This window comes from uncultured Phocaeicola sp. (genome assembly GCF_948499155.1).
Taxonomy (GTDB): domain Bacteria; phylum Bacteroidota; class Bacteroidia; order Bacteroidales; family Bacteroidaceae; genus Phocaeicola; species Phocaeicola faecalis.
The window spans coordinates 94,372-117,717 of the sequence record NZ_CAOOSE010000011.1; the positions used below are offsets into that span (position 1 = coordinate 94,372).

Sequence of the window (23,346 nt, forward strand, 5' to 3'; positions counted from 1 at the left end):
CAATGGAACAAGAAATTTGCAATTGGTTTGTTTTTTATAAAGACCAGATTCTAATCGTACAGACAGAAAACGGATATCATGTGCCTCGCTGTGCAGAACCTCCCGTGACAATCCCTATCGGCAGCACTATCCACACGATAGGAGAAATGGACGGACTTTCCTGTAAGACTTACTCTCTGTACACTCCCATTCCGGGCTCCGAAAGCCCGACAAGACAAATGGTGGGGCTCCGGGCTTCTTTTGATTTTCTGCCATTGCAAGAATACCAAATGGGAGGCAAGGCTTTCCAAATACTAAACTGGGATCAAAACAGCCGTTACTGTCCGTCATGCGGCGTTCCGACCCATCAAATCTCTCCCATTGCAAAAAAATGTCCGCAATGCCGACAAGAGTTTTATCCGCGTATTTCTCCGGCAATCATCGTGCGCATACGAAAAGAAGACAGTATCCTGTTGGTGCATGCCCGTAACTTTCGCGGTACATTCAATGGGCTTGTCGCCGGTTTTCTGGAACCCGGAGAGACACTGGAAGAGTGTGTACACCGCGAAGTAGCGGAAGAAACCGGACTGCACATCAAGAACCTGAAATATTTCGGCAGCCAGCCGTGGCCTTATCCCAGCGGTATCATGATAGGATTTACTGCTGATTATGAAAGCGGTGAAATTAAACTACAGACGGAAGAATTAAATGCCGGAGCTTTCTATTCTAAAGACAACCTGCCTGAAATACCGGGAAAACTCAGTCTGGCAAGAAAATTGATAGATGACTGGTTGGGTGAAAATAGTCAAACGGATTTAGGATAATTACAATTAGTATTTGCTATCTTTGCATTATGGAATGGTTAAATAGTCTATTTTTCGAGCATACTCCCTTACAGGCGGTAGTCATCCTGTCGATAATTATTGCCGTAGGTCTCGGCTTGGGTAAGATTCATGTATTCGGAATCTCCCTGGGAGTTACCTTTGTTTTTTTTGCCGGCATTCTGGCAGGACATTTGGGATTCTCCATCGACTCCAACATGCTGAATTATGCCGAAAGTTTCGGCTTGGTGCTCTTTGTTTATGAATTAGGATTGCAAGTAGGTCCGGGTTTTTTCAGTTCTTTCCGAAAGGGAGGGGTCCAACTTAATATGCTTGGAATGGGAGTGGTGCTGATTGGTACAGTGATGACTGTGGCATTAAGTAAACTCACTACTATCCCGATGAGCGACATGGTAGGTATCCTCTGTGGAGCTACGACCAACACTCCCGCGTTGGGAGCCGCCCAACAGACTTTAAAACAACTCGGCGAACCAGCCAATGGAGCAGCTTTGAGTTGTGCAGTGACTTATCCGCTGGGAGTGGTCGGTGTCATCCTTGCCATGCTGGTGGTTCGCAAGCTTTTTGTACGCCCCTCGGATATCGAGACAAACGATCACGAAGATACCAACCAGACTTTCATCGCCACCTTTAAAATACACAACCCCGCTATTTTTAATAAAAGCATCAAAGAAGTAGCCGAATTGAGTTATCCCAAATTTGTCATCTCCCGCTTGTGGAGAGACGGAACTGTGAGTATTCCCACTTCCGAAAAGGTATTGAAAGAAGACGACCGCTTGCTGGTCATCGCTACCGAAAAGGACGCCCCTACCCTTACCATTCTTTTCGGCGAACAGGAAGCTCAGGACTGGAATAAAAAAGACATTGACTGGAATGCTATCGACAGCCAGTTGATTTCCAAGCACATTGTTGTCAGCCGTCCTGAAATCAATGGAAAAAAACTTGGTTCGCTACGTCTGCGCAACAGCTATGGAATCAATATCAGCCGTGTGATGCGCAGTGGGGTGCAACTGCTTGCAACACCGGGATTAATCCTCCAATTAGGTGACCGGCTCACAGTGGTAGGCGAAGCGAAAGCCATAGAAAACGTAGAAAAAGTATTGGGAAATACGACTCGTACATTGAAAGACCCCAATCTTGCCGCCATCTTTATCGGCATAGTACTCGGATTGATTCTCGGTTCAATTCCCATCGCTATTCCCGGAGTCAGCACTCCTGTCAAACTCGGACTTGCCGGAGGCCCTATCGTAGTAGGTATCCTTATCGGTTGTTTCGGACCACGTTTCCATCTGATTACATATACGACCCGAAGCGCCAACCTGATGTTGAGAGGAATAGGATTATCACTCTATCTGGCATGTCTGGGTCTGGATGCCGGAGCCCACTTCTTTGAAACTGTAATGCGCCCCGAAGGAGCAATCTGGATTGGCTTGGGATTTGCCATCACTTTTCTTCCGGTCGTAATCATGGCGCTTATTGCTTTGCGAATGAGCCATCTGGACTTTGGCAGCACTTGCGGAATGCTGTGCGGAAGCATGGCCAATCCCATGGCGCTTAATTATGCCAACGACACTTTACCCGGTGACAACCCCGCAGTGAGCTATGCCACCGTATATCCGCTGTCCATGTTCAGCCGTGTCATTATTGCACAACTAATACTCATGTTCTTTTTATAAAATATAACCATGAACGCTTATAATCAAATTACCCCCGAAACCATACAGGAAGATATGCGATACCTGCAACTGTTATCGCGCAGCTTCCCGACCATAGCCGATGCCAGTACAGAAATCATCAACCTGGAAGCTATTCTCAACCTTCCCAAAGGAACAGAACACTTTTTGGCGGATTTACATGGAGAATATGAGGCTTTTCAGCACGTATTACGTAATGCTTCGGGAGCTATCAAACGAAAAGTAAACGAAATATTCGGCAATACTTTACGTGAAAATGAGAAGAAAGAACTTTGCACCCTGATTTATTATCCCGAACAAAAGCTGGATCTTATCAAGGGGGTGGAAACAGATATAGACGACTGGTATGTCATTACGCTCAACCAATTGGTTCGTGTCTGCCAAAATGTTTCTTCCAAATATACGCGTTCCAAAGTACGGAAAGCACTTCCCAAAGAATTCTCGTACATCATTCAGGAATTGCTGCACGAAAGTTCAATGGTACCCAACAAGCAGGCCTATATCAATGTTATTATAAGTACGATTATCAGCACCCGCCGTGCAGATGATTTCATTATTGCACTTTGTCAACTCATCCAGCGTCTCACTATCGACACACTGCACGTATTAGGAGACATTTTTGACCGCGGCCCCGCTCCCCACCGCATCATGGACATTCTTTGCAACTATCATAATTTTGATGTACAGTGGGGAAATCATGATATTTTATGGATGGGAGCAGCAGCCGGAAACGAATGTTGCATGGCCAATGTACTCAGATTGGCAATGCGTTATGGAAACCTGTCCGTACTTGAAGACGGATATGGTATCAATCTTCTGCCGTTGGCAACCTTTGCCATGGAAACTTATGCCGAAGATCCGTGCAGCCTGTTCGGACCGAAGGTAGAAGGTCAGGAATGTCCTTACAATGAAAAGACCCTGCGCATGATTGCTCAAATGCATAAAGCCATCAGTATCATACAGTTCAAGTTGGAGGCGGAAATAATCAAGCGCCGCCCCGATTTCGAAATGGATGACCGTATGCTGCTTCACCGCATTGACTTTGAACGGAATATTCTGACCTTGGACGGAAAAGAATATGAGCTGAAAGACTGTTTCCTGCCAACAGTAGATTCTGCCGATCCCTACAAGTTGACTCCCGAAGAAAGAGAAATAATGAACAAGCTCCATCATTCATTTGTCAGCAGCGAAAAGCTGAAAAAGCACATGCGTTGTTTGTTCCGCTATGGATGCATGTATACCGTAAGTAACTCCAACCTGCTGTTCCATGCTTCTGTTCCTCTAAATGAAGATGGCAGCTTAAAAGAAGTTATGATATCCGGAAAGGCCTATAAAGGTAAAAAACTGCTCGAAAAGGTCGGACACCTGATACGCACAGCCTATTTTGCAGAAGAAGATAATGAAGAGAAGCAATTTGCCATAGACTATGTTTGGTACCTATGGAGTGGCAAGGATTCGCCCGCTTTTGACAAAAACAAGATGGCTACCTTTGAACGCTACTTTCTGAAAGAAAAGGAACTGCACAAAGAAATAAAAGGACACTACTACACTCTTCGCAACGAAGAAAAAGTATGTGACATGCTTTTAGATGAGTTCGGAGTAGTAGGAAAACACCGTCATATCATAAACGGCCATGTTCCGGTTAAGACCATTCAAGGTGAAAACCCGATTAAAGCCAATGGCAAAATGATGGTGATAGACGGAGGATTCTCCAGAGCTTATCATTCAGAAACCGGCATTGCCGGATATACATTAGTCTATCACTCACGCGGCTTCCAGCTAGTCCAGCATGAACCTTTTACATCCATGCAAAAAGCAATAGAAGAAGGACAGGATATTAAATCGAGTACACAAATCGTAGAACTCAGTTCACAAAGGATGATGGTGAAGGACACAGACAAAGGTCGGGAGTTAGTCACCCAAATCAACGATTTGAAAAAACTACTCGTGGCCTACCGCATGGGACTCATTAAAGAAAAAGCCCTGTAAGGACATAAAAAAAGAGGTCGGCAGCTTCACAGTTGCCTTCCTCAACAAACTTTAATGTAATACATCTAAAAAATAAAAATGATATATTTTAAAAGAATCATCTTAACACTTGATTCGTCATCGAATCAGGAAAAACCACTGTTGGTTTGAACGACTTGGCCTCTTCAAAGTCCATCATTGCATAAGACATAATGATTACGATATCTCCCACCTGCACTTTGCGTGCGGCCGCACCATTCAGACAAATACATCCCGAACCGCGCTCTCCTTTGATGATATACGTTTCAAAACGTTCTCCATTATTATTATCTACAATGTGTACTTTCTCACCGGCAATCATATTGGCGGCATCCATCAAATCTTCGTCAATCGTGATACTACCCATATAGTTCAGATTGGCTTCTGTCACGCGGACACAATGAAGTTTAGACTTCAACACTTCAATCATCATAGCTTTTCCTTATATTTTATATTGTCAATCAAGCGTACCTCACCACAAAATACGGTAATGCAACCTACTGCATATTCCGTATCTTCCCAACTGGCAATCTTCTGCAGGTTATTTCCATCCACTATCTCAAAGTATTCCAAACGCAAACCTTTGGAAGCGGCAATAGCATCCTCTACAAACTTCTGAGTTTCTGCCACTGTATGCGATGCAGCAAAAGTACGGCTCTTAAATAAAGTTTGCGATATATTCAATGCATATTCTCTTTCTTCAGGCAAAAGACGTGCGTTACGGCTACTCAAAGCCATGCCGTCTTCTTCGCGAACGATAGGACAACCCACAATCTGCAGTTTGAATTCCATCTGTTTCACCATTTCACGAATAATAGCCAACTGCTGGAAATCTTTCTCGCCGAAATAAGCACGGTCAGGCTCTACAATCATAAATAGTTTGCTTACAATCTGACACACCCCATTAAAATGCCCCGGACGGAATTTTCCTTCCATCACTGTATCCAATGGAGCGTAACTGAATTGGCGTGTATCCGGCTCCGGATAAATTTCTTCCACCGACGGAGCAAAAACAAAAGACGCCCCTACCTTCTCCAATAATTCACAATCAGCATCCAACGTACGCGGATATTTAATCAAGTCGTTCCGGTCGTTAAACTGGGTAGGATTCACAAAATCACTCACCACCACCACATCATTCTCGGCAACAGCACGTTTCACTAATGAAGCATGACCTGCATGCAACGCTCCCATCGTAGGGACCAAACCGATTGTTTTTCCTATACTACGCAGGGCATTAAGCTCTGACTGAAGCTCTTTAATCGTATGAACTAACTTCATTTTATCTTACTTCTTTTTAAGTGGTTTCCATTAAAACGGCTGCAAAGTAAACCATTATTTTGGAGATAACGAAAAAAAAAACGTTTTATTAGTAACCAAAGATATGCCAATAACGACAACTTCAGCTCGTTATCGGACACAAATATAATACTTTTTCCCCTTATTATCAGACCCTTAACAAATCATAAGGAATTATTAAGTGTGTATTTTTGTCTCTCTCAGCTATTTTTTTTATATCTTTGCAAAATGTTTATGAGCAACAAAAAGTTAAGATGAAGGCAAATAAAGTTTTATTTATTACACAAGAGATTACCCCTTACGTTCCCGAATCCGAAATGGCAAACATGGGAAGATATCTTCCTCAGGCTATTCAGGAAAAAGGCAGAGAAATCAGAACTTTTATGCCGAAGTGGGGCAATGTTAATGAACGCAGAAATCAATTACACGAAGTCATTCGCCTGTCGGGTATGAACCTGATTATCGACGATACAGACCATCCGTTGATTATCAAGGTTGCGTCAATCCAAGCCGCCCGCATGCAGGTATATTTCATTGATAATGATGATTATTTCCAGCACCGTCAAATGGTAGCTGATGAAAACGGAGTAGAATACACAGACAATGACGAACGTGCTATCTTCTATGCACGCGGTGTATTGGAAACAGTAAAGAAACTGCGTTGGTGTCCTGACGTTATCCATTGTCAGGGCTGGATGAGTGCATTTGTACCTCTCTACATTAAAAAAGCATATCAGGACGAACCGTCTTTCAGAGATTCTAAAGTTGTATTCTCTGTATTCGGAGATGATTTTAAGTCGGAATTTCAAGGCGATTTAGTCGAGAAGTTGATGCTGAAAGGCATTGAAAGAAGTGATGTAGACAACATTATCAAGACTCCGGCTAATTATGAAGAGCTTTGTAAACTGGCTATCGCCTATTCAGACGGTGTCATCCAAAATAGTGAGAAAGTAAATGAGAATGTAATGAAGTTCGCACGCGAATCAGGTATTCCTGTTCTTGATTACCAATCACCCGAAACCTATGTAGACGCTTTTAATAACTTCTACGATGAAGTTTGGGAGTTTGAAAAGAAATAAATCAATATAGATTACGAAAATGAAAATCAAATATTTATGCGCATTGTTGTTAGCCGCACTTATATACAGTTGCGACGATACGACACCGGGCGTCGGTGATACTACAATTCCGGACGGAGACCACATTCAGGCCGGAGGTAAAATTTATGATGTCACGACCCGTTCTATTTTAGCGGATTCCGTATATGCACGTACCAGTACCGCCTATTTGGGACGTTATACCGACCCTCAGTTCGGTGAATTCACGTCCGACTTTATGGCGCAATTCAACTGTACGGATGATTTCGAGTTCCCCGAAGCTGTGCAAGAGATTACAGGACTGACACTCTTTATCCAGTATACGACATTTTTCGGAGATTCCCTAAACTCCATGCGCATGAGAATTGATACCTTGGACAAGGTAATACCGGAGGGAGACTTGAACACATTTTATACAAATGTAAATCCCGACAATTATTACAACGAAAGTGCCAAACCTATCGCCGTAAAAGCTTACTCGGCAGCCGGAGCTGATGCTCACCTCACTGATACACTTGGCAGCAGATATTATACTCAAACCATAAAATTGCCCACTAATCTTGGGAAATTTATGTATGAGAAATATAAGGAAGATAAAAACAACTATAAGAATGCCGATGCTTTTATCAAGAATGTCTTAAAGGGCATCTATGTACGTTGCACACATGGCGACGGTACTATTCTGTATATCGACAACCTTGACTTGCGTATGCATTTCAGCAGATTGATTAAGAGTTCTTCCAACAAGCTCGACTCTTTGGTAAATACGTTCGCTGATTTTGCCGCAACAAAAGAGGTAATTCAGGCCAATCGTTTCCAGAATTCCGAAAGACTGAAAGAACTGGTGGACAAAGATAATTGTACTTACATAAAGACTCCTGCCGGAATCTATACAGAAGCGACACTGCCTGTTGACGAAATATATGATATGCATCAGAATGATACATTGAATGCTGCGACCCTTTCTTTTACCCGCTTTAACGAAAAGAACAACGGTAGCTTTACAATGGGTATTCCTCAGTATCTATTAATGGTAAGGAAGAAGGAGATGTACTCGTTCTTTGAAGAGAATAAGATTACTGACAATATATCCTCTTTCATCACAAGCTTTACCAGCAGCAGTAATAAATATACTTTCTCCAATATTGCCCAACTGATTACTTACTGCATTGAAGAGAAGAAGAAAGGATTGGCTGATGACCCTGCGTGGGTTGAAAAGAATCCTGATTGGAATAAAGTTGTGCTGATACCTGTAAAGGTGGACTTTGATACAAACAATTCGATTATCGGGGTAAGCAACAACTTGGGTATGGAGAGTGCTGAGTTGAAAGGCGGCACCAAAGCAGGAAATGAATTAAAGATGCAAGTCTTATATACCAAATTCTAACGGCACGGATTACACACGTTAGTACGCATAGGAGTGTGTCAAAACTATCCCATCGTCAGCTGTAGGGGCAGGGTTTGCCTGTCTGAAGACACAAAGCAAACTGTTTTCGGGCGAGCGAACCTTGCCCCTACGAACTAAACGACAGCATTATCCACGTTTTGACACACACATGCGTATATATGTTAAGGTCACACGTATATACGTGTGAAGCTATGCTTGCGTAGGCATAAAAAAGAGGAGGCAAAAGTCCAAAACGATTTGACTTTTGCCCCCTTTATCTTATCTTAGAATATAATCGGGTTAAATACCCAATGACTTTCTTACGGCCTCTACTTTTTCTTCGGCAGCAGCATTAGCGGCATCATAACACTTAGGACATCCCATCTCGCCTTTTACTTCCACATAGAACTTAATCTTTGGTTCGGTACCTGAAGGACGAACAGAAATCTTAGTACCGTCTTCTGTGAAATATTGCAATACATTAGATGTTTCAGGCATATTGATATCCGTCACATTACCCTCGCCGTCTGTAGCTTTCAGAGTCTTGTAATCTTTTGCCAATACCACTTTAGAACCACCGATTTCTTTCGGAGGATTAGCACGGAAGTTCTCCATCATTGCTTTGATTTCATCTGCACCACTCTTACCGGGCTTCACCACATTGACAGTCGTTTCTTTAGAAAAACCATATTCCACATAGATATCCATCAAAACATCAAACAAGGTCTTGCCCTGGTCTTTGGCCCAAGCACAGATTTCAGCCAACAGTGTACAAGCAGAGACAGCATCTTTATCACGAACGAAGTCTTCAGCCAAGAAACCATAACTTTCTTCACCGCCACCGATATACTGCTGTTTGCCTTCACTCAAACGGATTTCGCGTGCAATCCATTTAAAACCGGTATAACAGTCGCGCATCTCAATCTTATTCTTGTCGGCCACAGCCTTGATAAGTTCAGTAGTAACAATGGTCTTGACGATAAAATCATTATCCTTCATCTTACCCATTGCAATACGGTTCTTGATAATGTAATATAAGAAAAGCAAGCAAGTCTGATTACCGTTAATCAATACCCATTCGCCTTTGTCATTCTTACAAGCCATACCTACACGGTCGGCATCCGGGTCACTGGCCATCACAATATCAGCATCAATCTTCTTAGCCAAATTTATAGCCATAGACAAAGCCTCTGCATTTTCGGGATTCGGTGAAATAACAGTTGGGAAATCACCGCTCTTCACCATCTGTTCGGGCACACAGTGTACGTTTTCAAAGCCCCACTGCTTCAAGGCACGCGGAATCAGCATCATACCGGTTCCATGAATCGGAGTATACACAATGCTCAAATCCTTCTGACGCTTAATTACTTCAGGATCAATGGAAATAGTATGAACCTTATCCAAATAAATACTATCTATGTCCTCGCCAATTACCTGAATCAGTTCTTTGTTTCCTTCAAACTTAATATCGGCAGCCGAAGCAATCTTATTCACCTCGTCAATAATACCTTTATCGTGAGGAGCCAACACTTGCGCACCATCGTCCCAATATGCCTTATAGCCGTTATATTCTTTCGGATTATGAGAAGCTGTCAGGATAATACCGCTTTGACATCCCAAATGACGAATGGCAAAAGACATTTCAGGAGTCGGACGCATATCTTCAAACAGATATACCTTAATGCCGTTAGCCGAGAATATATTCGCTGAAATTTCAGCAAACAAACGGCTGTTATTACGACAATCGTGACCTACCACAACAGATATTTGTTCAAGGTCTTTAAAATTCTTATTAAGATAGTTTGACAAACCCTGAGTAGCTGCACCGACAGTATATATATTCATGCGATTGCTGCCTACTCCCATGATACCTCGCAAACCGCCTGTACCAAATTCCAAATCCTTATAAAATGCTTCTATCAAGTCGGTTTTATCTTCATTTTCCAACATACGTTTCACTTCTGCCTGAGTTTCGGCATCGTACGCAGGAGTTAACCACTTCTTTGCTTTTTCAGTCACTTGCTGAATCAATTCTTCATTTTCCATGTGATTTATTTTATTAGGGTTAATATTTTAATAATACGCAAATGTAAAATAATAAGTTCACAATTCCTATCTTTTGAAGAAATAAATTATAATGGAATCCACACCGATATCCATAAAAAAAACGAATCCGCATTACACCTTCGCAAAGATGTAATGCGGACAGCTTTCCATTGTCGAATGAATTAGGAACAGGCTTACTGTTCTGTCACCTTATAACGGTCTCCTGTGGCTTTCACCAATTCTTCCAAAAACTCTTTGGGGTAGCCCGGACGTACAAGCGGGGCACAGTTTCCTGTTTCCGGACGTAAGATAGAACCGTTCTGTGCCATCTTCTTCACTGCACCATCATTATATTTCACGATAAGGAATTCACCCAATTTCTTCCAACTGTCGACCGCCGATTGTGCTGTCATACAAGAATAGTTAGTCAAGAACTCTTTCGCTTTAACCGGATCTTTCTCATAAAGGCTCAAGGCAGCATTTTCAATACCACTCTGTGCACTGTCATAAGTATCCTCCAAATTGTTTTGAACCGCACGCATGTCATCAATCATCAAACTGTATCGAGGACGAATCATATCGGCCACCCAGTTGTAAATCCAAAACGCAGAATTCCATGAGAAGGTTACACAGTCTGCTTCTTTACCGCTATAACAATCAGGAACTCTGTCTGTACAGCAATAGACTGGAGCAAAAACTGTCATGTTGGCATCATCCGCACCAAACCACAATACACCACCTATCGCATCGGGAAGTTCAGCACGCATCTGTGCCACAAATGTAAATGCAGTCTGCTGAGTAGAAATCGGACGTTCGTTAAAGTACTCCTTGTCGCCTACCTTATAAGTCAACGGCGACAAACGATAAGGCGTTTTAAAGGGACCTGCTCCCGGATCATTAGTTATATCCAGCGGAGTGCCTTCATAATGATCGCGCATGGCTCTTTGCACATCGCGTACAGACAGTTTACGGTCGGGCTTGATATAAAGAGGCATAGGCTCCTTGCTGTCTCCCTTTATATAAGGCAAATAGGTGTCTCCTACCGCTTTATTAAACATATTATAGTAGCTCCATACACGTGCTTCGCAGAAACGGAGCCCACCGAAGTCCAGAGGATTATAGGCATCCGAAAAACTAAAATCCTTGTTCATACCGTCAAAATAACCTTTCTCACGAGCAAACGAAATCACATCAGGAGAGTAAAGACAGTTATCCTTATCGTTCATATTGAATTTATGGATGCGGCTTTGATTAGCATGTGCTGCAATACAATCGTCCGGTATTCGGACAGCTACCCAGACTGCGCCTTTCACACCCGGTCCTTTGCCTATCATTTCCAGAATCCAGACCTCATTGGGGTCTGCAATAGAGAATGACTCGCCACTGCTGTAATAACCGTATTCCTTGACTAAGTCAGTCATCACTTCAATAGCTTCCTTCGCTGTACGCGAACGTTGGAGAGCAACATAAATGAGGCTGCCGTAATCCATAATGCCGGTAGTATCCACCAACTCCTCACGTCCGCCAAAGGTCGTTTCTCCAATCGTCACCTGATATTCATTCATATTGCCTACCACATTGTAAGTCTGGGGAGCTTCCTTTATCTGCCCCAAATACTTACCTGTATCCCATTCATGAATATCACGCATGGTACCTTTGGGGTGCACACCTGCCGGATAATGATATAACTCACCGAACATTCCGTATGAATCGGCTGAATAAGATACAATAACCGAACCGTCTGTCGATGCCTTTTTGCCAACAATAAAGTTGGTACAGGCCAGTGTTTCGGTCACGGCTGCCATCAACAAGGCAGCTCCTAAAATTAGCTTGTTCTTCATTTATATAACTTTTTAATTGTGTTATTCTGTTTTCTACTGCTTAATATTTATATTCTTCCCGCGTCTCGTTGCCACAATAATCGGTCACAATAATCTCTAACTTATGGGGCACTCCCCTCTTCAAACGCTCCGGATGCTTCATTGACAGCCGGGCTGTTTTCGAGCTGAAGCCGAAAAGTGCAAACCGGCCATCAATCATCACCTTATAACCTTTAACACCTGTTTCGGCATCACCAATCCTGAATTGTATATTTCCACTTTTCCATTGGGGCTTGTTCAGAGGAGTGACCCTCGGAGGAACCGTATCGACAGCCACAGTGTATGTCCCCAACTCACGAATGGTTGTTTTCATCCAGCCGTTATCAAACTCCCCTCCTGCCGAACCCTTCTTATTCCCCCATTTACGGGCTATATAATATTTCGACGTGTCCGACACCGGAAGATGGCGTATACCAATCATCAGCGTACATCCCGCCTGCAAAGGTACAGCTTCGTCGTGCAACTGATATTCATAAGAGATAGCGGCAGTATCCTTTATCACTTTACTGTTCAATGCAATGTCTTCATACAACATTCCCCGCGGAATCACCAATTCCATCCCGGGTTCTTGCACCACATTACCCTTATTCCATTCCAAATAATGTTTCACCTGCGGATGATATTCTTCTATCGGCATCCGGCATCCGCGCACAACAAACCGATATGTATTTTTATTGCCATACAAATCTTCCAATTCATAACGGAAGTGATAATCCCGTTCCTCATCAATTGTCACGACTCCCCCTTTTTCATTGGCCTGCAACATACGCAAAGGATTTCCCGGAAGTACCTGCGAACGCATCACCCAACTATTATTCTTCACATGCTCCTCATAATCCGTCCAAGCGTTAATCATGCGGTTTTCTTCCGGCAAAACGCCATCCACCGTACTTCGGAACACTTCAACCGTATCTACATAAAGCACTACAGAACGCACCCCATAATTATTATGTGTGCCATCCATATAGTCATAAGCCTTTATACCTGCTGCTATTTCTCCCCAAGCCTCAACCGGAGTTCCCAGTGCGGAGACCGGAATCGCTTTCTTCTTTGCAGCCCCATTCACCACTCCCTTCCCGGGCTGAGGGTAAAGCATCACCAAAGTGGCACGAGGGGGAGTCGTATCTTTCACCTTATCTGTATAGAACTGCAAAGGGTCTATCAACTCGCCGGTATCTGTATGACGAATCTCCATGTGCAAATGAGGGCCAAACGAATACCCCTCATTCCCACTCAAAGCAATAATCTCACCGGCCTTAAAAACCAGTTGGTCAGGTTCAAACTTTAAGTCTACCGCAAAAGTTTCATTCTCATACTGATATTCTTCCACCAACTTCGCCACAGCCGGAGCAAATTTCGAGATATGTCCGTACACGGAAGTATAGCCATTAGGGTGAGTGACATACAAAGCCTGTCCATAACCTCCGGGGGTAACCGATACACGGCTCACATAACCGTCGGCTATGCAATGAATGGGCTTGCCAATCTCCCCCTGCGTTTTAAAATCCACCCCTCCGTGAAAATGATTGGCACGCAACTCTCCAAAATTACCGCTTAAAGTCAACGGAAAATCAAAAGGAGAAATAAAAGGTTTATCAGGATGTTCCTGTGCCTGAGACGCCAGACAGCCTCCCAGTGCAAGGGCCAATATATAAGTGCGTATCGTCATTTTTTCCTATCTGTTTTTCTATTCTTTTCTGCCCCTGCATACGGGCAGGTGCAAACTTACAAAATAAATTCAAAAGTTCCTCTTAATTTGTGTTGCTAAACATACTCCTGAAAGAAAAAAAACAAAGCTGCAGGAAACCTACTTTTCTGACATTTTGTTACCTTTGATATATTCAAACCCCTTAAATGTGACGATTATGATAGTAGGAATTCCTAAAGAAATCAAAAACAACGAGAATCGTGTATCGTTAACTCCCGCGGGAGCACGAGAGTTGGTGCAAAGAGGTCACACGGTGTATGTCCAGCACACCGCCGGTACTAACAGTGGATTTGCCGATGAGGACTATGAAAAGGCCGGAGCGCATATACTCCCCACCATCGAAGATGTGTATGGAACTGCCGAAATGATTATCAAAGTCAAAGAACCTATCAAAAGCGAATACAGCCTGGTGCGCGAGGGGCAATTAGTATTCACCTATTTCCATTTTGCCTGCGACCTGCAATTGACGGAAGCTATGATAAAAAGCAAATCGGTATGTCTGGCTTACGAAACCGTAGTGGACAAACAAGGCACGCTGCCCTTATTGATTCCGATGAGTGAAGTGGCCGGACGTATGTCTGTGCAGGAGGGTGCACGTTTTCTAGAGAAACCACAAGGTGGAAAAGGAATCTTGCTGGGTGGAGTTCCAGGGGTAAAACCGGCAAAGGTATTAGTTTTGGGCGGCGGAGTTGTGGGAACCAATGCCGCTTTAATGGCTGCCGGACTGGGAGCAGATGTCACCATTTGCGATATATCTCTTCCTCGCCTAAGACAACTCAATGAATTTATGCCCAAAAATGTGAAAACATTATTCTCATCCACCCACAATATAGAGCAAGAGCTCGCTACCACCGATTTGGTAGTAGGGGCAGTTTTGATTCCCGGAGCAAAAGCTCCTCACCTCATTACCCGCCCTATGCTCAAACTGATGAAAAAAGGAAGTGTATTGGTAGATGTAGCCATTGACCAAGGAGGTTGTTTCGAGACATCACACCCCACCACACATGCCGAACCGACGTATGAAGTCGATGGAATCATCCATTACTGTGTAGCCAATATCCCCGGAGCGGTGCCATGCACTTCCACTCTGGCACTGACCAATGCAACATTGCCTTATGCCGTCAAGCTGGCTGACATGGGCTGGAAAAAAGCCTGTGAAACAGATTCCGGACTCAAGAAAGGATTGAATATCGTGGATGGTAAAGTAGTATTCCCGGCTGTTGCAGAAGCCTTCGGATGGAACATATAATCTCCCTTTAAAGAAGCGAATGTATTAAAAGCCATAGCATTATCACAACGATAATTCTTACTGGTTTTTAATACATTTCTTTATTTTGAACCATCAAGCTTTTCCTCCGTACGGCTCACCACCCATATACTGCCTTCGTAAAGTATATACATCGGGACAGATACCATCAACAACGTAAACACATCAGAGGTGGGAGTGATAACGGCACCGACAATCAAAATAATGACAATGGCATGACGACGATACCGCCGCATAAATCCGGCTGTAAGAAAACCCAATTTGGCAAACAACCAGCAAAGAACAGGTATTTCAAACACAATCCCCATCATGAGATTCATCATCATTAAAGTGTCTATGTAAGAAGACAGCGTGATGGTATTTTCTATGGCATCACTCACCTGATACGTGGCCAGAAATCGGAATGTAAGAGGGAAAATAAGAAAATAGTTCAACAAGACACCCGACATAAAAAGAATATACCCCCACCCTACAACCCGCGTGGAATATTTTTTCTCGCTTTCGTATAATGCCGGTGACACAAAGCGAAATAATTGATAAATGATATAAGGGGAAGCCAACAAGATACCGGCATACATCGATACACTCATGTGAGTGACAAACTGTGCCGCCAATTGTGTATTTATCAGCTTTACACTAAAAGTCTCCGGGCATAATGATGGCATAGAAATCCAATTTGCCATCTCGCAGAAAAGCCGGTATATAATAAAATCAGACTCTTTAGGCGCAAGGACAATGGCAAATAATTCATCTTTAAAGAAAAATGCAATCAGCATAAGGGTAATCACCGCCACCATCATGCGAAACAGAACACGGCGCAATTCATCTAAATGCCCCCAGAAGGTAAGTGCCTCATGCTGTCCATTTCTCATCTTATCCATAACTGCTGCCCACCAAACAATCCACCTCACTTATCTTTCTGTTGTGTGTCTTTGTCCTCTTTATCCTTCGGTTCGTCTTCAATTCCATTCATTCCGTCCTTAAAACTTTTCACCCCTTTGCCTAAGCCCTTCATCAGCTCAGGAATCTTCTTTCCTCCGAAAAACAAAAGTATGATGAGAGCAAGAAACAGCACTTCCTGCATACCCAATCCTAAAAATAACAATGTGGCTATCATTTTCCTTATCCTTATTTATTTCTGCAAATATAATCATTTCAGCCACCAAGCCCCATCATTTTTTTCTCTTTTCTTATTAATATTATCAAATATTCTCCTACCTTCGCAAGAAATTGATAAAATACACGCTATGAAATGTTACAAATTCATTAGTTTATTGGTTGTGTTCTTTGCGATAACAACATTGACACACGCCCAAAGTACAGGACCATGCACGGGTAGTGAGTATACCACTAACACCGAGTATTTCCGTGCGTATGCATCTGCACTGAGCAGTGATGCGACAGCTTCCAAGAAGAAAGCCATGACCAGTGCCCGAACAGCTCTTGAAAACCAAATTAAAACAAAAGCAGAAGCCGCCGCCAAATCACAGACTAAAATATCCGGCGCTGACATAGCCCAACTCAACAGTTTGATTCAGGGAGCAATACAACAAGAAGTGGTTAAAATGAAAGTCATCTGCGAGAACAGTGAACAAACCGGCGGACGATATAAAACACATATCGTGGTAGAAGTCACCAAAGCGAATGTATTGACGAATATTGTCAACAGTGCCAAAAACGATGAACAACTGAAAGCGAACTTCGAAGAAAGTAAATTCAAACAGGCTTTTTAAGTGTTCCCCAAAACTCTTTGGTCTTTTTCAAAAACTCTTTAGTCTTTTCTAAAAACTCTTTGGTCTTTTCTGAAAACTCCTTAGTCTTTTTAAAAGCCTCTCGAACCTTTTCCAAAAGAACAAGGGAATGTATCAAAACTTCCCTTTTATCGAAATCACCCTCGCTACAGCTGCCTGTGGCGAGGGTGATTTTTAGTTTAGGAGCATTTCGACACACTCTATTTAAATATATCGAAGTTCTGATATCTAATCTTAGAACAATAATATATAAGCCAATGTGCTCAAGCTGATTACCACCCACAGAATCACTCCCTGAATAAGCGGTTTCATTCCTACTTGCTTTAATACATCCACCGACAATGACGCACCGATAAAGAACATTGTTATAATCAACCCTTTACGTGCCAAACCCGAAATAGCCTCTCCTAATTGAGGAATACCGTCCAACACATAGGTATTGAGAATGATGGCACCTATAAAGTAAAAGATAAACCAAGGAACACTGATTTTCTTGCCGCTTCCTTTAAAGATAAATGAAGTAGCCAATGCCAATGGGATAATCCACAAAGCACGAGTCAATTTAATGGTAGTAGCCACTTTCAATGCCTCCTCACCATAAGCCGCTCCCGCACCTACTACCGAACTAGTATCATGAATGGCAATAGCTGCCCAGGTTCCGAACTGCTGCTGGTCTAATCCCAGCCAGTGTCCCAAAACGGGAAAAATAAATAAGGCTACTGCATTCAACACAAAAATAGTAGCCAACGCTACAGACATTTCACTGTCTTTTGCCTTCAGGACAGGACCCACAGCTGCAATGGCACTACCGCCGCAAATAGCTGTTCCCGAGCTAATCAGATAAGAAGTATCACGATCCACCTTCAATATTTTACGACCGATAAACATACCGATAAGCATTGTTCCGACCACTGAAATGATGGTAAACTCCATACCTTCCTTACCGGATGCCAGAGAAGCTTGAAGATTCATGCCAAAGCCTAAGCCTACCACCGAATACTGCAATAAATATTTTGAAGTCTTTTTATTAAACTTGGGATGAGCCTGACCACACACCAGTGCGAATATCAAACCTAAAAATAAAGCTACCGGCGGAGTGACCCAATGTGAAAAAGGGGCCAATGCCGGGACATAATCCATTAACAAAAAAACAGTCAATGTGGAAAGTATACCTACATAAATTACTTTGTTGTTCTGTTGTAAAGCTGATACTGAAATCATATTTCTACCTTTCTTTAAATGTTATTTTCTGTTTCGGAGTGCAAAGGTAGTATATGTTTCGATAGATAACCAATCGTTTTTATTTATAGGTTATAACTTTTCTTTATAATGCTCGGCAAACTGCATAAATAAAGCCGGTAATCCGGTTTCCTGACCTTGCAGTTGCACAAAATCAAACTCCCGGAACATGGGTAAATCTTTTATCTCCAACACTTTCAGTTTACCCGCATACAATTCTTTATTGACAGAACGTATAGAAAGAATCCCCAAGCAATCGCAGTTCTCCAAAAAAAGTTTAATGCTTTCCGTACTTCCCAAATGCATTTTTACGTTCAAATCTGATAACTTTATATTGTGTTTTTGAAGTGCTGCCAACAAAATATCCAATGTTCCCGACCCCCTTTCACGCAACACTAAAGGAATCTTTTTAAACTCCTCTAATGTGATTTCGTCATATTCCATCCATTTGCTGTGAATATGGACAACAGGAACCAACTCGTCCTGCAGAAACGAAGTATACTTCAAATTAGGTTGCCGAATGTTACCTTCCACCAAGGCAAGGTCTATGCGATGTTCCTGGAGGGCTTTCTCCACTTCCGAGGAATTTCCATTAAACAAAGACAGAGAAACTTGTGGGAATTTCTCTATAAAACGCGCCAACAATGGGGGAAGCACATACTGGGCAATCGTGGTACTGGCTCCCAAACGCAATTCTCCGGTATGTTCATTGCGCAACAGATTCATTTCATATTCCAGCCGCCCATATTCTTCCAATATCTTCTCACAATGCTCCAGCAACAACTTTCCGGCATCAGTCAGCGATATTTTATTCCCCATCCGTTCAAAGAGGCGCGTCTGATACATCGTCTCCAATTCCTGGATATGCTTTGTTATGGCAGGCTGACTGATGAAAAGCTCTTGAGATGCCTTAGTAAAACTAAGATTCTTTGCCACACAACTGAATACTCTCAACCGGAAATCAGACATAAACTCCCCTTTTTTGTTACAGTTCATCAGCTTTTATACCTAAAGCTTGCAGTACAGCGAATCCTAACATCTCCCACTGATAAGCCGCTGCTTCGGCCGGCGGATTCATGCCAAAGACAGTCATACTCTCCTTTCCGTCCACCTTATTTAATATAGCAGGAAGCTCATTACCATATTCTTCTTCTGCAGGAACTGCTATCAGGCGTTTCACATCTTTCGCATCCGCAACCACCTTCAGTGATTCAAGAAACAATTCATCCCGCCCTGCCATATCCGAAGGTTCAAAAGAATAAAAAGCAAACTCACCCAAGTGACTCTTAAAAGCTACATTATTCAATTCTTCACGCAAATCACCCGGTTGGCAAGTGCTCATCTTCTCACTTTCCTTATCATAAACAAGCAATATCTGAACATTATTCTCTCCGAATTGCAGTCCGGCATCCAAAGCCAGACACTCCATCAGCACCGGTAAATCCGCCTTTGGCAATTCACGCCCCAGCACTGCTGTGAAATGCTTTTTCAAGTCACCACACACTCTGTCCAAATATGCTACATCTATCAGCATTACAGTTTCTGCAAAATTCATCTCATTCGCCATATTCTTACTTTTGTCATTTTCTTATTCTACATTATCGGTCTAAAGATAGAAATAATCTTTTCTCCTTCCGAAAGTTTTCTGCCTTTTTGTATCCAATTCGGACTTTTTTTCATTTAACAACTCCTTCGCCCTGCCATTTTGTCTGATTCTTTTACCCCTATCACTTCTTTTCCTCCACTATCAGCTTCTGGCAAAGTATTTGAGCATTCTTTGCCGAAATCGCCCCAAACATTGAACAAAGACGTAGCGATTCCGTTTTCAATAGGTATTTTGAAATAAAACAGAAAGGAGATACAATATGAATTTTAACAACTTCACAATTAAATCACAAGAAGCAGTGCAGGAGGCTGTGAACCTTACGCAAGCCCGCGGACAGCAGGCTATCGAACCGGTTCATTTGCTGGCCGGTGTACTGAAAGTCGGTGAAAACGTGACAAACTTTATCTTCCAGAAACTGGGGATGAATGCGCAGCAGGTTACGCTGGTCATCGACAAACAGATAGACTCACTGCCGAAGGTTAGCGGCGGAGAACCTTATCTGAGCCGCGAAAGCAACGAGGTATTACAAAGGGCCACCCAGTATTCCAAAGAAATGGGGGATGAATATGTGTCACTGGAAGCTATCATTCTGGCATTACTGAATGTCAAGAGCACCGTTTCCACCATCCTGAAGGATGCGGGTATGACCGACAAAGATTTACGTGCTGCCATCACTGAACTACGGAAAGGAGAAAAAGTAACTTCCCAATCCAGCGAAGATACTTATCAGTCCTTAAGCAAATATGCCATCAACTTAAATGAAGCTGCCCGCAGTGGAAAACTTGATCCGGTTATCGGCCGTGATGAGGAAATCCGACGAGTGTTACAGATACTAAGCCGACGCACCAAGAACAATCCGATTTTAATCGGTGAACCGGGCACAGGCAAAACAGCCATCGTCGAAGGTTTGGCACACCGTATCATTCGTGGTGATGTGCCCGAAAATCTGAAAAACAAACAGATTTATTCATTGGACATGGGTGCACTGGTAGCCGGTGCTAAATATAAAGGTGAATTTGAGGAACGTTTGAAATCGGTTATCAATGAGGTGACAAAGTCGGAAGGCAGCATTATCTTGTTCATTGACGAAATCCATACTTTGGTAGGAGCCGGAAAAGGCGAAGGTGCAATGGATGCTGCCAACATCCTGAAACCTGCATTGGCACGTGGTGAACTCCGCAGTATCGGTGCGACAACCCTTGACGAGTATCAGAAATATTTTGAAAAGGACAAAGCTTTGGAACGCCGTTTCCAAACCGTAATGGTTGCCGAACCGGACACCCTGAGTACCATCTCCATCCTGCGCGGATTAAAGGAGCGATATGAAAACCATCATAAGGTTCGTATCAAAGACGAAGCCATCATTGCTGCCGTAGAACTGAGTAACCGTTACATCACCGAACGTTTCCTGCCCGACAAGGCTATCGACCTGATGGATGAAGCGGCTGCCAAACTACGCATGGAGCGCGACTCTGTTCCTGAGGAACTGGATGAAATCTCACGCCACCTGAAACAATTGGAGATTGAGCGTGAAGCTATCAAGCGCGAAAAAGACGAACCTAAGTTGCAGCAACTGAATAAGGAAATTGCCGAATTGAAGGAGCAGGAAACTTCCTATAAAGCAAAATGGCAAAGTGAAAAAGAACTGGTAAACAAGATTCAGCAAAACAAACAGGAGATAGAGCAACTGAAATTCGAAGCCGATAAAGCGGAGCGTGAAGGCGATTATGGTAAAGTAGCCGAAATCCGTTACGGAAAATTGCAGGCTTTGGAGAATGAAATCAAAGATATCCAGGAAGACTTAAAGCATAAACAAGGCGACAATGCCATGATTAAAGAGGAAGTCACTGCCGAAGATATCGCTGATGTGGTGTCACGCTGGACAGGAATTCCGGTCAATAAGATGTTGCAAAGTGAACGCGATAAATTACTGAATCTGGAACAGGAGTTGCACCTGCGTGTTGTAGGACAAGAAGAGGCTATTGCCGCCGTTTCTGATGCAGTTCGCCGTAGCCGTGCGGGACTGCAAGACCCGAAACGTCCGATTGGTTCATTCATTTTCCTGGGTACTACCGGTGTAGGCAAGACAGAGTTGGCCAAGGCATTGGCTGATTATCTGTTCGATGATGAAAGTCTGATGACTCGTATCGATATGAGTGAGTATCAGGAGAAGCACTCTGTATCCCGACTGATTGGAGCGCCTCCCGGATATGTAGGTTATGATGAAGGCGGCCAGTTGACGGAAGCCGTAAGACGTAAACCTTATTCTGTGATACTGTTTGACGAGATAGAAAAAGCTCATCCCGATGTATTTAATATCTTGCTTCAAGTATTGGACGACGGTCGGCTTACAGACAATAAGGGACGGACAGTAAATTTCAAGAACACCATTATCATCATGACTTCCAATTTGGGCAGCTCTTATATTCAGAGTCAGTTCGAAAAGATTAATGATGAAAATCGTGAAGTGATAGTCGAGGAAACGAAAAAAGAGGTAATGTCGATGTTGAAAAAGACAATCCGACCGGAATTTCTGAACCGTATTGACGAAACAATCATGTTCTTGCCTTTGAACAAAGAAGAGATTGAACAGATTGTCATGCTACAAATCGGAGGTATCAAGAATATGCTGGCCGACAACGGAATCACTCTCCAAATGACAGATGAAGCAATCCGTTTCATTGCCAGCACAGGGTATGATCCCGAGTTTGGAGCCCGTCCGGTGAAACGTGCCATCCAACGTTACTTGTTGAATGACTTGTCAAAGAAATTATTGTCCCAAGAAGTAGATCGCTCTAAACCGATTATAGTGGAAACTGCAGGAGACGGTTTGATATTCCGTAACTAATTCTATATAATCATGCTATAAAAAAGGGGTTGTGTCAAAACGTGGATAATGCTGTCGTTTAGTTCGTAGGGGCGAGGTTCGCTCGCCCGAAAACAGTTTACTTTGTGCCTTCGGGCAGGCAAACCCTGCCCCTACAACTGACGATTGGATAGGCCGGTTTAGTTTTGACACACTCCCTTTTATAAATAATAGGGGGAAAAGTATTATTTTTCTTCTTCTGCTGCCGGTTCTTCTGTGGGCACAACATTTCCTTCTACAAATTCTGTAATACCGTTGTTTACCAAGATATTGTACCATGATAACAGTTTCTTGATATCACTAGTGTGCACACGGTCACGGTCATAGTTTGGCAGAATTTCTGCAAAATAAGCATGCAGCTCATTAGCAGATGCTTTCTTATAGTCAATAGAAGCCACAGCTCCGTTTTCTTTGTTCTTCACAGATTCCAGCACTTCGCTCAAGGGCACTTCTTCTGCATCTGTATACATTGCTATATCAGCCAATGAGATTACCTTGTCCTGTCCGTAAGCCGGAATTCTTTTCTTAGCAACGTCAACTGTTTCTACAATCAACATATTCTTTCCTGAAGAAATCAATTTATATAATCCGGGCTTGCCCGCGATTGATAAAATGGTCTTTAACATACTATTTCTATTTTATTTATGGTTTGAGGCAGCAAAAGTACAATTCACGATTGAA

At 42.9% G+C, this 23,346-nt stretch carries 19 protein-coding genes; 8 read left to right on the top strand and 11 right to left on the bottom strand.

Annotated features, from left to right (window positions below; translation table 11 throughout):
• Positions 1-2: 2 nt before the first annotated feature.
• From nudC to QYT14_RS10140, 3 genes are read left to right on the top strand one after another with little or no spacing between them, the layout of a single operon-like run.
• A complete protein-coding gene (gene nudC, locus QYT14_RS10130) occupies positions 3-803 on the top strand; it encodes an NAD(+) diphosphatase (protein WP_237040507.1) in 801 nt (266 codons plus the stop codon).
• Between the two features lie 29 nt (positions 804-832).
• Positions 833-2,494, top strand: a complete 1,662-nt coding sequence (locus tag QYT14_RS10135; protein ID WP_237040506.1) for a putative transporter — start codon at positions 833-835, stop codon at positions 2,492-2,494.
• Between the two features lie 9 nt (positions 2,495-2,503).
• A complete protein-coding gene (locus QYT14_RS10140) occupies positions 2,504-4,501 on the top strand; it encodes a fructose-1,6-bisphosphatase (RefSeq protein WP_237040505.1) in 1,998 nt (665 codons plus the stop codon).
• A 97-nt stretch (positions 4,502-4,598) separates the two neighbouring features.
• Here QYT14_RS10140 and panD read toward each other — a convergent pair whose 3' ends face one another.
• Together panD and panC are read right to left on the bottom strand one after the other, a co-directional pair.
• Positions 4,599-4,952 (bottom strand): aspartate 1-decarboxylase, encoded by a 354-nt coding sequence (panD, locus tag QYT14_RS10145; RefSeq protein ID WP_237040504.1) that lies wholly within the window; start codon positions 4,950-4,952, stop codon positions 4,599-4,601.
• Positions 4,949-5,800 (bottom strand): pantoate--beta-alanine ligase, encoded by an 852-nt coding sequence (panC, locus tag QYT14_RS10150; protein WP_237040503.1) that lies wholly within the window; start codon positions 5,798-5,800, stop codon positions 4,949-4,951. The genes panD and panC overlap by 4 nt, the downstream gene beginning before the upstream one ends.
• 272 nt (positions 5,801-6,072) lie before the next feature.
• Here panC and QYT14_RS10155 point away from each other — a divergent pair, with 272 nt between their 5' ends.
• Positions 6,073-6,897 carry a glycogen/starch synthase gene (locus tag QYT14_RS10155; RefSeq protein ID WP_237040502.1) on the top strand — a complete coding sequence of 275 codons (825 nt, stop codon included), beginning with the start codon at positions 6,073-6,075 and terminating at the stop codon, positions 6,895-6,897.
• Positions 6,898-6,916: 19 nt separating this feature from the next.
• Positions 6,917-8,302 carry a DUF4270 domain-containing protein gene (locus QYT14_RS10160; protein ID WP_288325369.1) on the top strand — a complete coding sequence of 462 codons (1,386 nt, stop codon included), beginning with the start codon at positions 6,917-6,919 and terminating at the stop codon, positions 8,300-8,302.
• A 300-nt stretch (positions 8,303-8,602) separates the two neighbouring features.
• Here QYT14_RS10160 and QYT14_RS10165 read toward each other — a convergent pair whose 3' ends face one another.
• From QYT14_RS10165 to QYT14_RS10175, 3 genes are all read right to left on the bottom strand, one after another.
• Positions 8,603-10,348: a phospho-sugar mutase gene (locus QYT14_RS10165; protein ID WP_237040500.1), complete on the bottom strand. Its 1,746-nt coding sequence runs from the start codon at positions 10,346-10,348 to the stop codon at positions 8,603-8,605.
• A 194-nt stretch (positions 10,349-10,542) separates the two neighbouring features.
• Positions 10,543-12,189, bottom strand: coding sequence for a C69 family dipeptidase (locus tag QYT14_RS10170; RefSeq protein WP_288325370.1), 1,647 nt, complete (start codon positions 12,187-12,189; stop codon positions 10,543-10,545).
• 40 nt (positions 12,190-12,229) lie between these two features.
• Positions 12,230-13,897 carry a M23 family metallopeptidase gene (locus QYT14_RS10175; protein ID WP_288325371.1) on the bottom strand — a complete coding sequence of 556 codons (1,668 nt, stop codon included), beginning with the start codon at positions 13,895-13,897 and terminating at the stop codon, positions 12,230-12,232.
• A 196-nt stretch (positions 13,898-14,093) separates the two neighbouring features.
• Between QYT14_RS10175 and ald the strand changes: the two genes are divergently transcribed.
• Entirely contained in the window at positions 14,094-15,185 is a 1,092-nt protein-coding gene (ald, locus tag QYT14_RS10180) for an alanine dehydrogenase (RefSeq protein WP_288325372.1), read from the top strand.
• Positions 15,186-15,265: 80 nt separating this feature from the next.
• Here the strand turns inward: ald and tatC are convergent, their stop codons facing one another.
• Both tatC and tatA read right to left on the bottom strand, forming a co-directional pair.
• The gene (gene tatC, locus QYT14_RS10185; protein WP_237040528.1) at positions 15,266-16,075 is read right to left on the bottom strand and encodes a twin-arginine translocase subunit TatC; all 810 of its coding nucleotides are present in this window, start codon (positions 16,073-16,075) and stop codon (positions 15,266-15,268) included.
• A 35-nt stretch (positions 16,076-16,110) separates the two neighbouring features.
• Positions 16,111-16,320 carry a twin-arginine translocase TatA/TatE family subunit gene (gene tatA, locus QYT14_RS10190; RefSeq protein WP_237040496.1) on the bottom strand — a complete coding sequence of 70 codons (210 nt, stop codon included), beginning with the start codon at positions 16,318-16,320 and terminating at the stop codon, positions 16,111-16,113.
• A 130-nt stretch (positions 16,321-16,450) separates the two neighbouring features.
• Between tatA and QYT14_RS10195 the strand changes: the two genes are divergently transcribed.
• Positions 16,451-16,936, top strand: a complete 486-nt coding sequence (locus tag QYT14_RS10195) for a hypothetical protein (protein ID WP_288325373.1) — start codon at positions 16,451-16,453, stop codon at positions 16,934-16,936.
• 252 nt (positions 16,937-17,188) lie between these two features.
• Here the strand turns inward: QYT14_RS10195 and QYT14_RS10200 are convergent, their stop codons facing one another.
• The 3 genes from QYT14_RS10200 to QYT14_RS10210 all read right to left on the bottom strand — a co-directional run bounded on the left by QYT14_RS10200 (position 17,189) and on the right by QYT14_RS10210 (position 19,760).
• Positions 17,189-18,175 (bottom strand): putative sulfate exporter family transporter, encoded by a 987-nt coding sequence (locus QYT14_RS10200; RefSeq protein WP_288325374.1) that lies wholly within the window; start codon positions 18,173-18,175, stop codon positions 17,189-17,191.
• A 90-nt stretch (positions 18,176-18,265) separates the two neighbouring features.
• A complete protein-coding gene (locus QYT14_RS10205) occupies positions 18,266-19,162 on the bottom strand; it encodes a LysR substrate-binding domain-containing protein (RefSeq protein ID WP_288325381.1) in 897 nt (298 codons plus the stop codon).
• Positions 19,163-19,178: 16 nt separating this feature from the next.
• Positions 19,179-19,760 carry a DUF6621 family protein gene (locus QYT14_RS10210; RefSeq protein WP_288325375.1) on the bottom strand — a complete coding sequence of 194 codons (582 nt, stop codon included), beginning with the start codon at positions 19,758-19,760 and terminating at the stop codon, positions 19,179-19,181.
• A gap of 298 nt (positions 19,761-20,058) precedes the next feature.
• Here QYT14_RS10210 and clpB point away from each other — a divergent pair, with 298 nt between their 5' ends.
• Positions 20,059-22,647, top strand: coding sequence for an ATP-dependent chaperone ClpB (gene clpB, locus QYT14_RS10215; protein ID WP_237040492.1), 2,589 nt, complete (start codon positions 20,059-20,061; stop codon positions 22,645-22,647).
• A 203-nt stretch (positions 22,648-22,850) separates the two neighbouring features.
• On the opposite strand, the gene QYT14_RS10220 is transcribed toward clpB, so the two are convergent.
• On the bottom strand, positions 22,851-23,291 hold the full coding sequence (locus QYT14_RS10220; protein ID WP_288325376.1) for a DUF5606 domain-containing protein: 441 nt from the start codon (positions 23,289-23,291) through the stop codon (positions 22,851-22,853).
• Between the last annotated feature and the right edge of the window lie 55 nt (positions 23,292-23,346).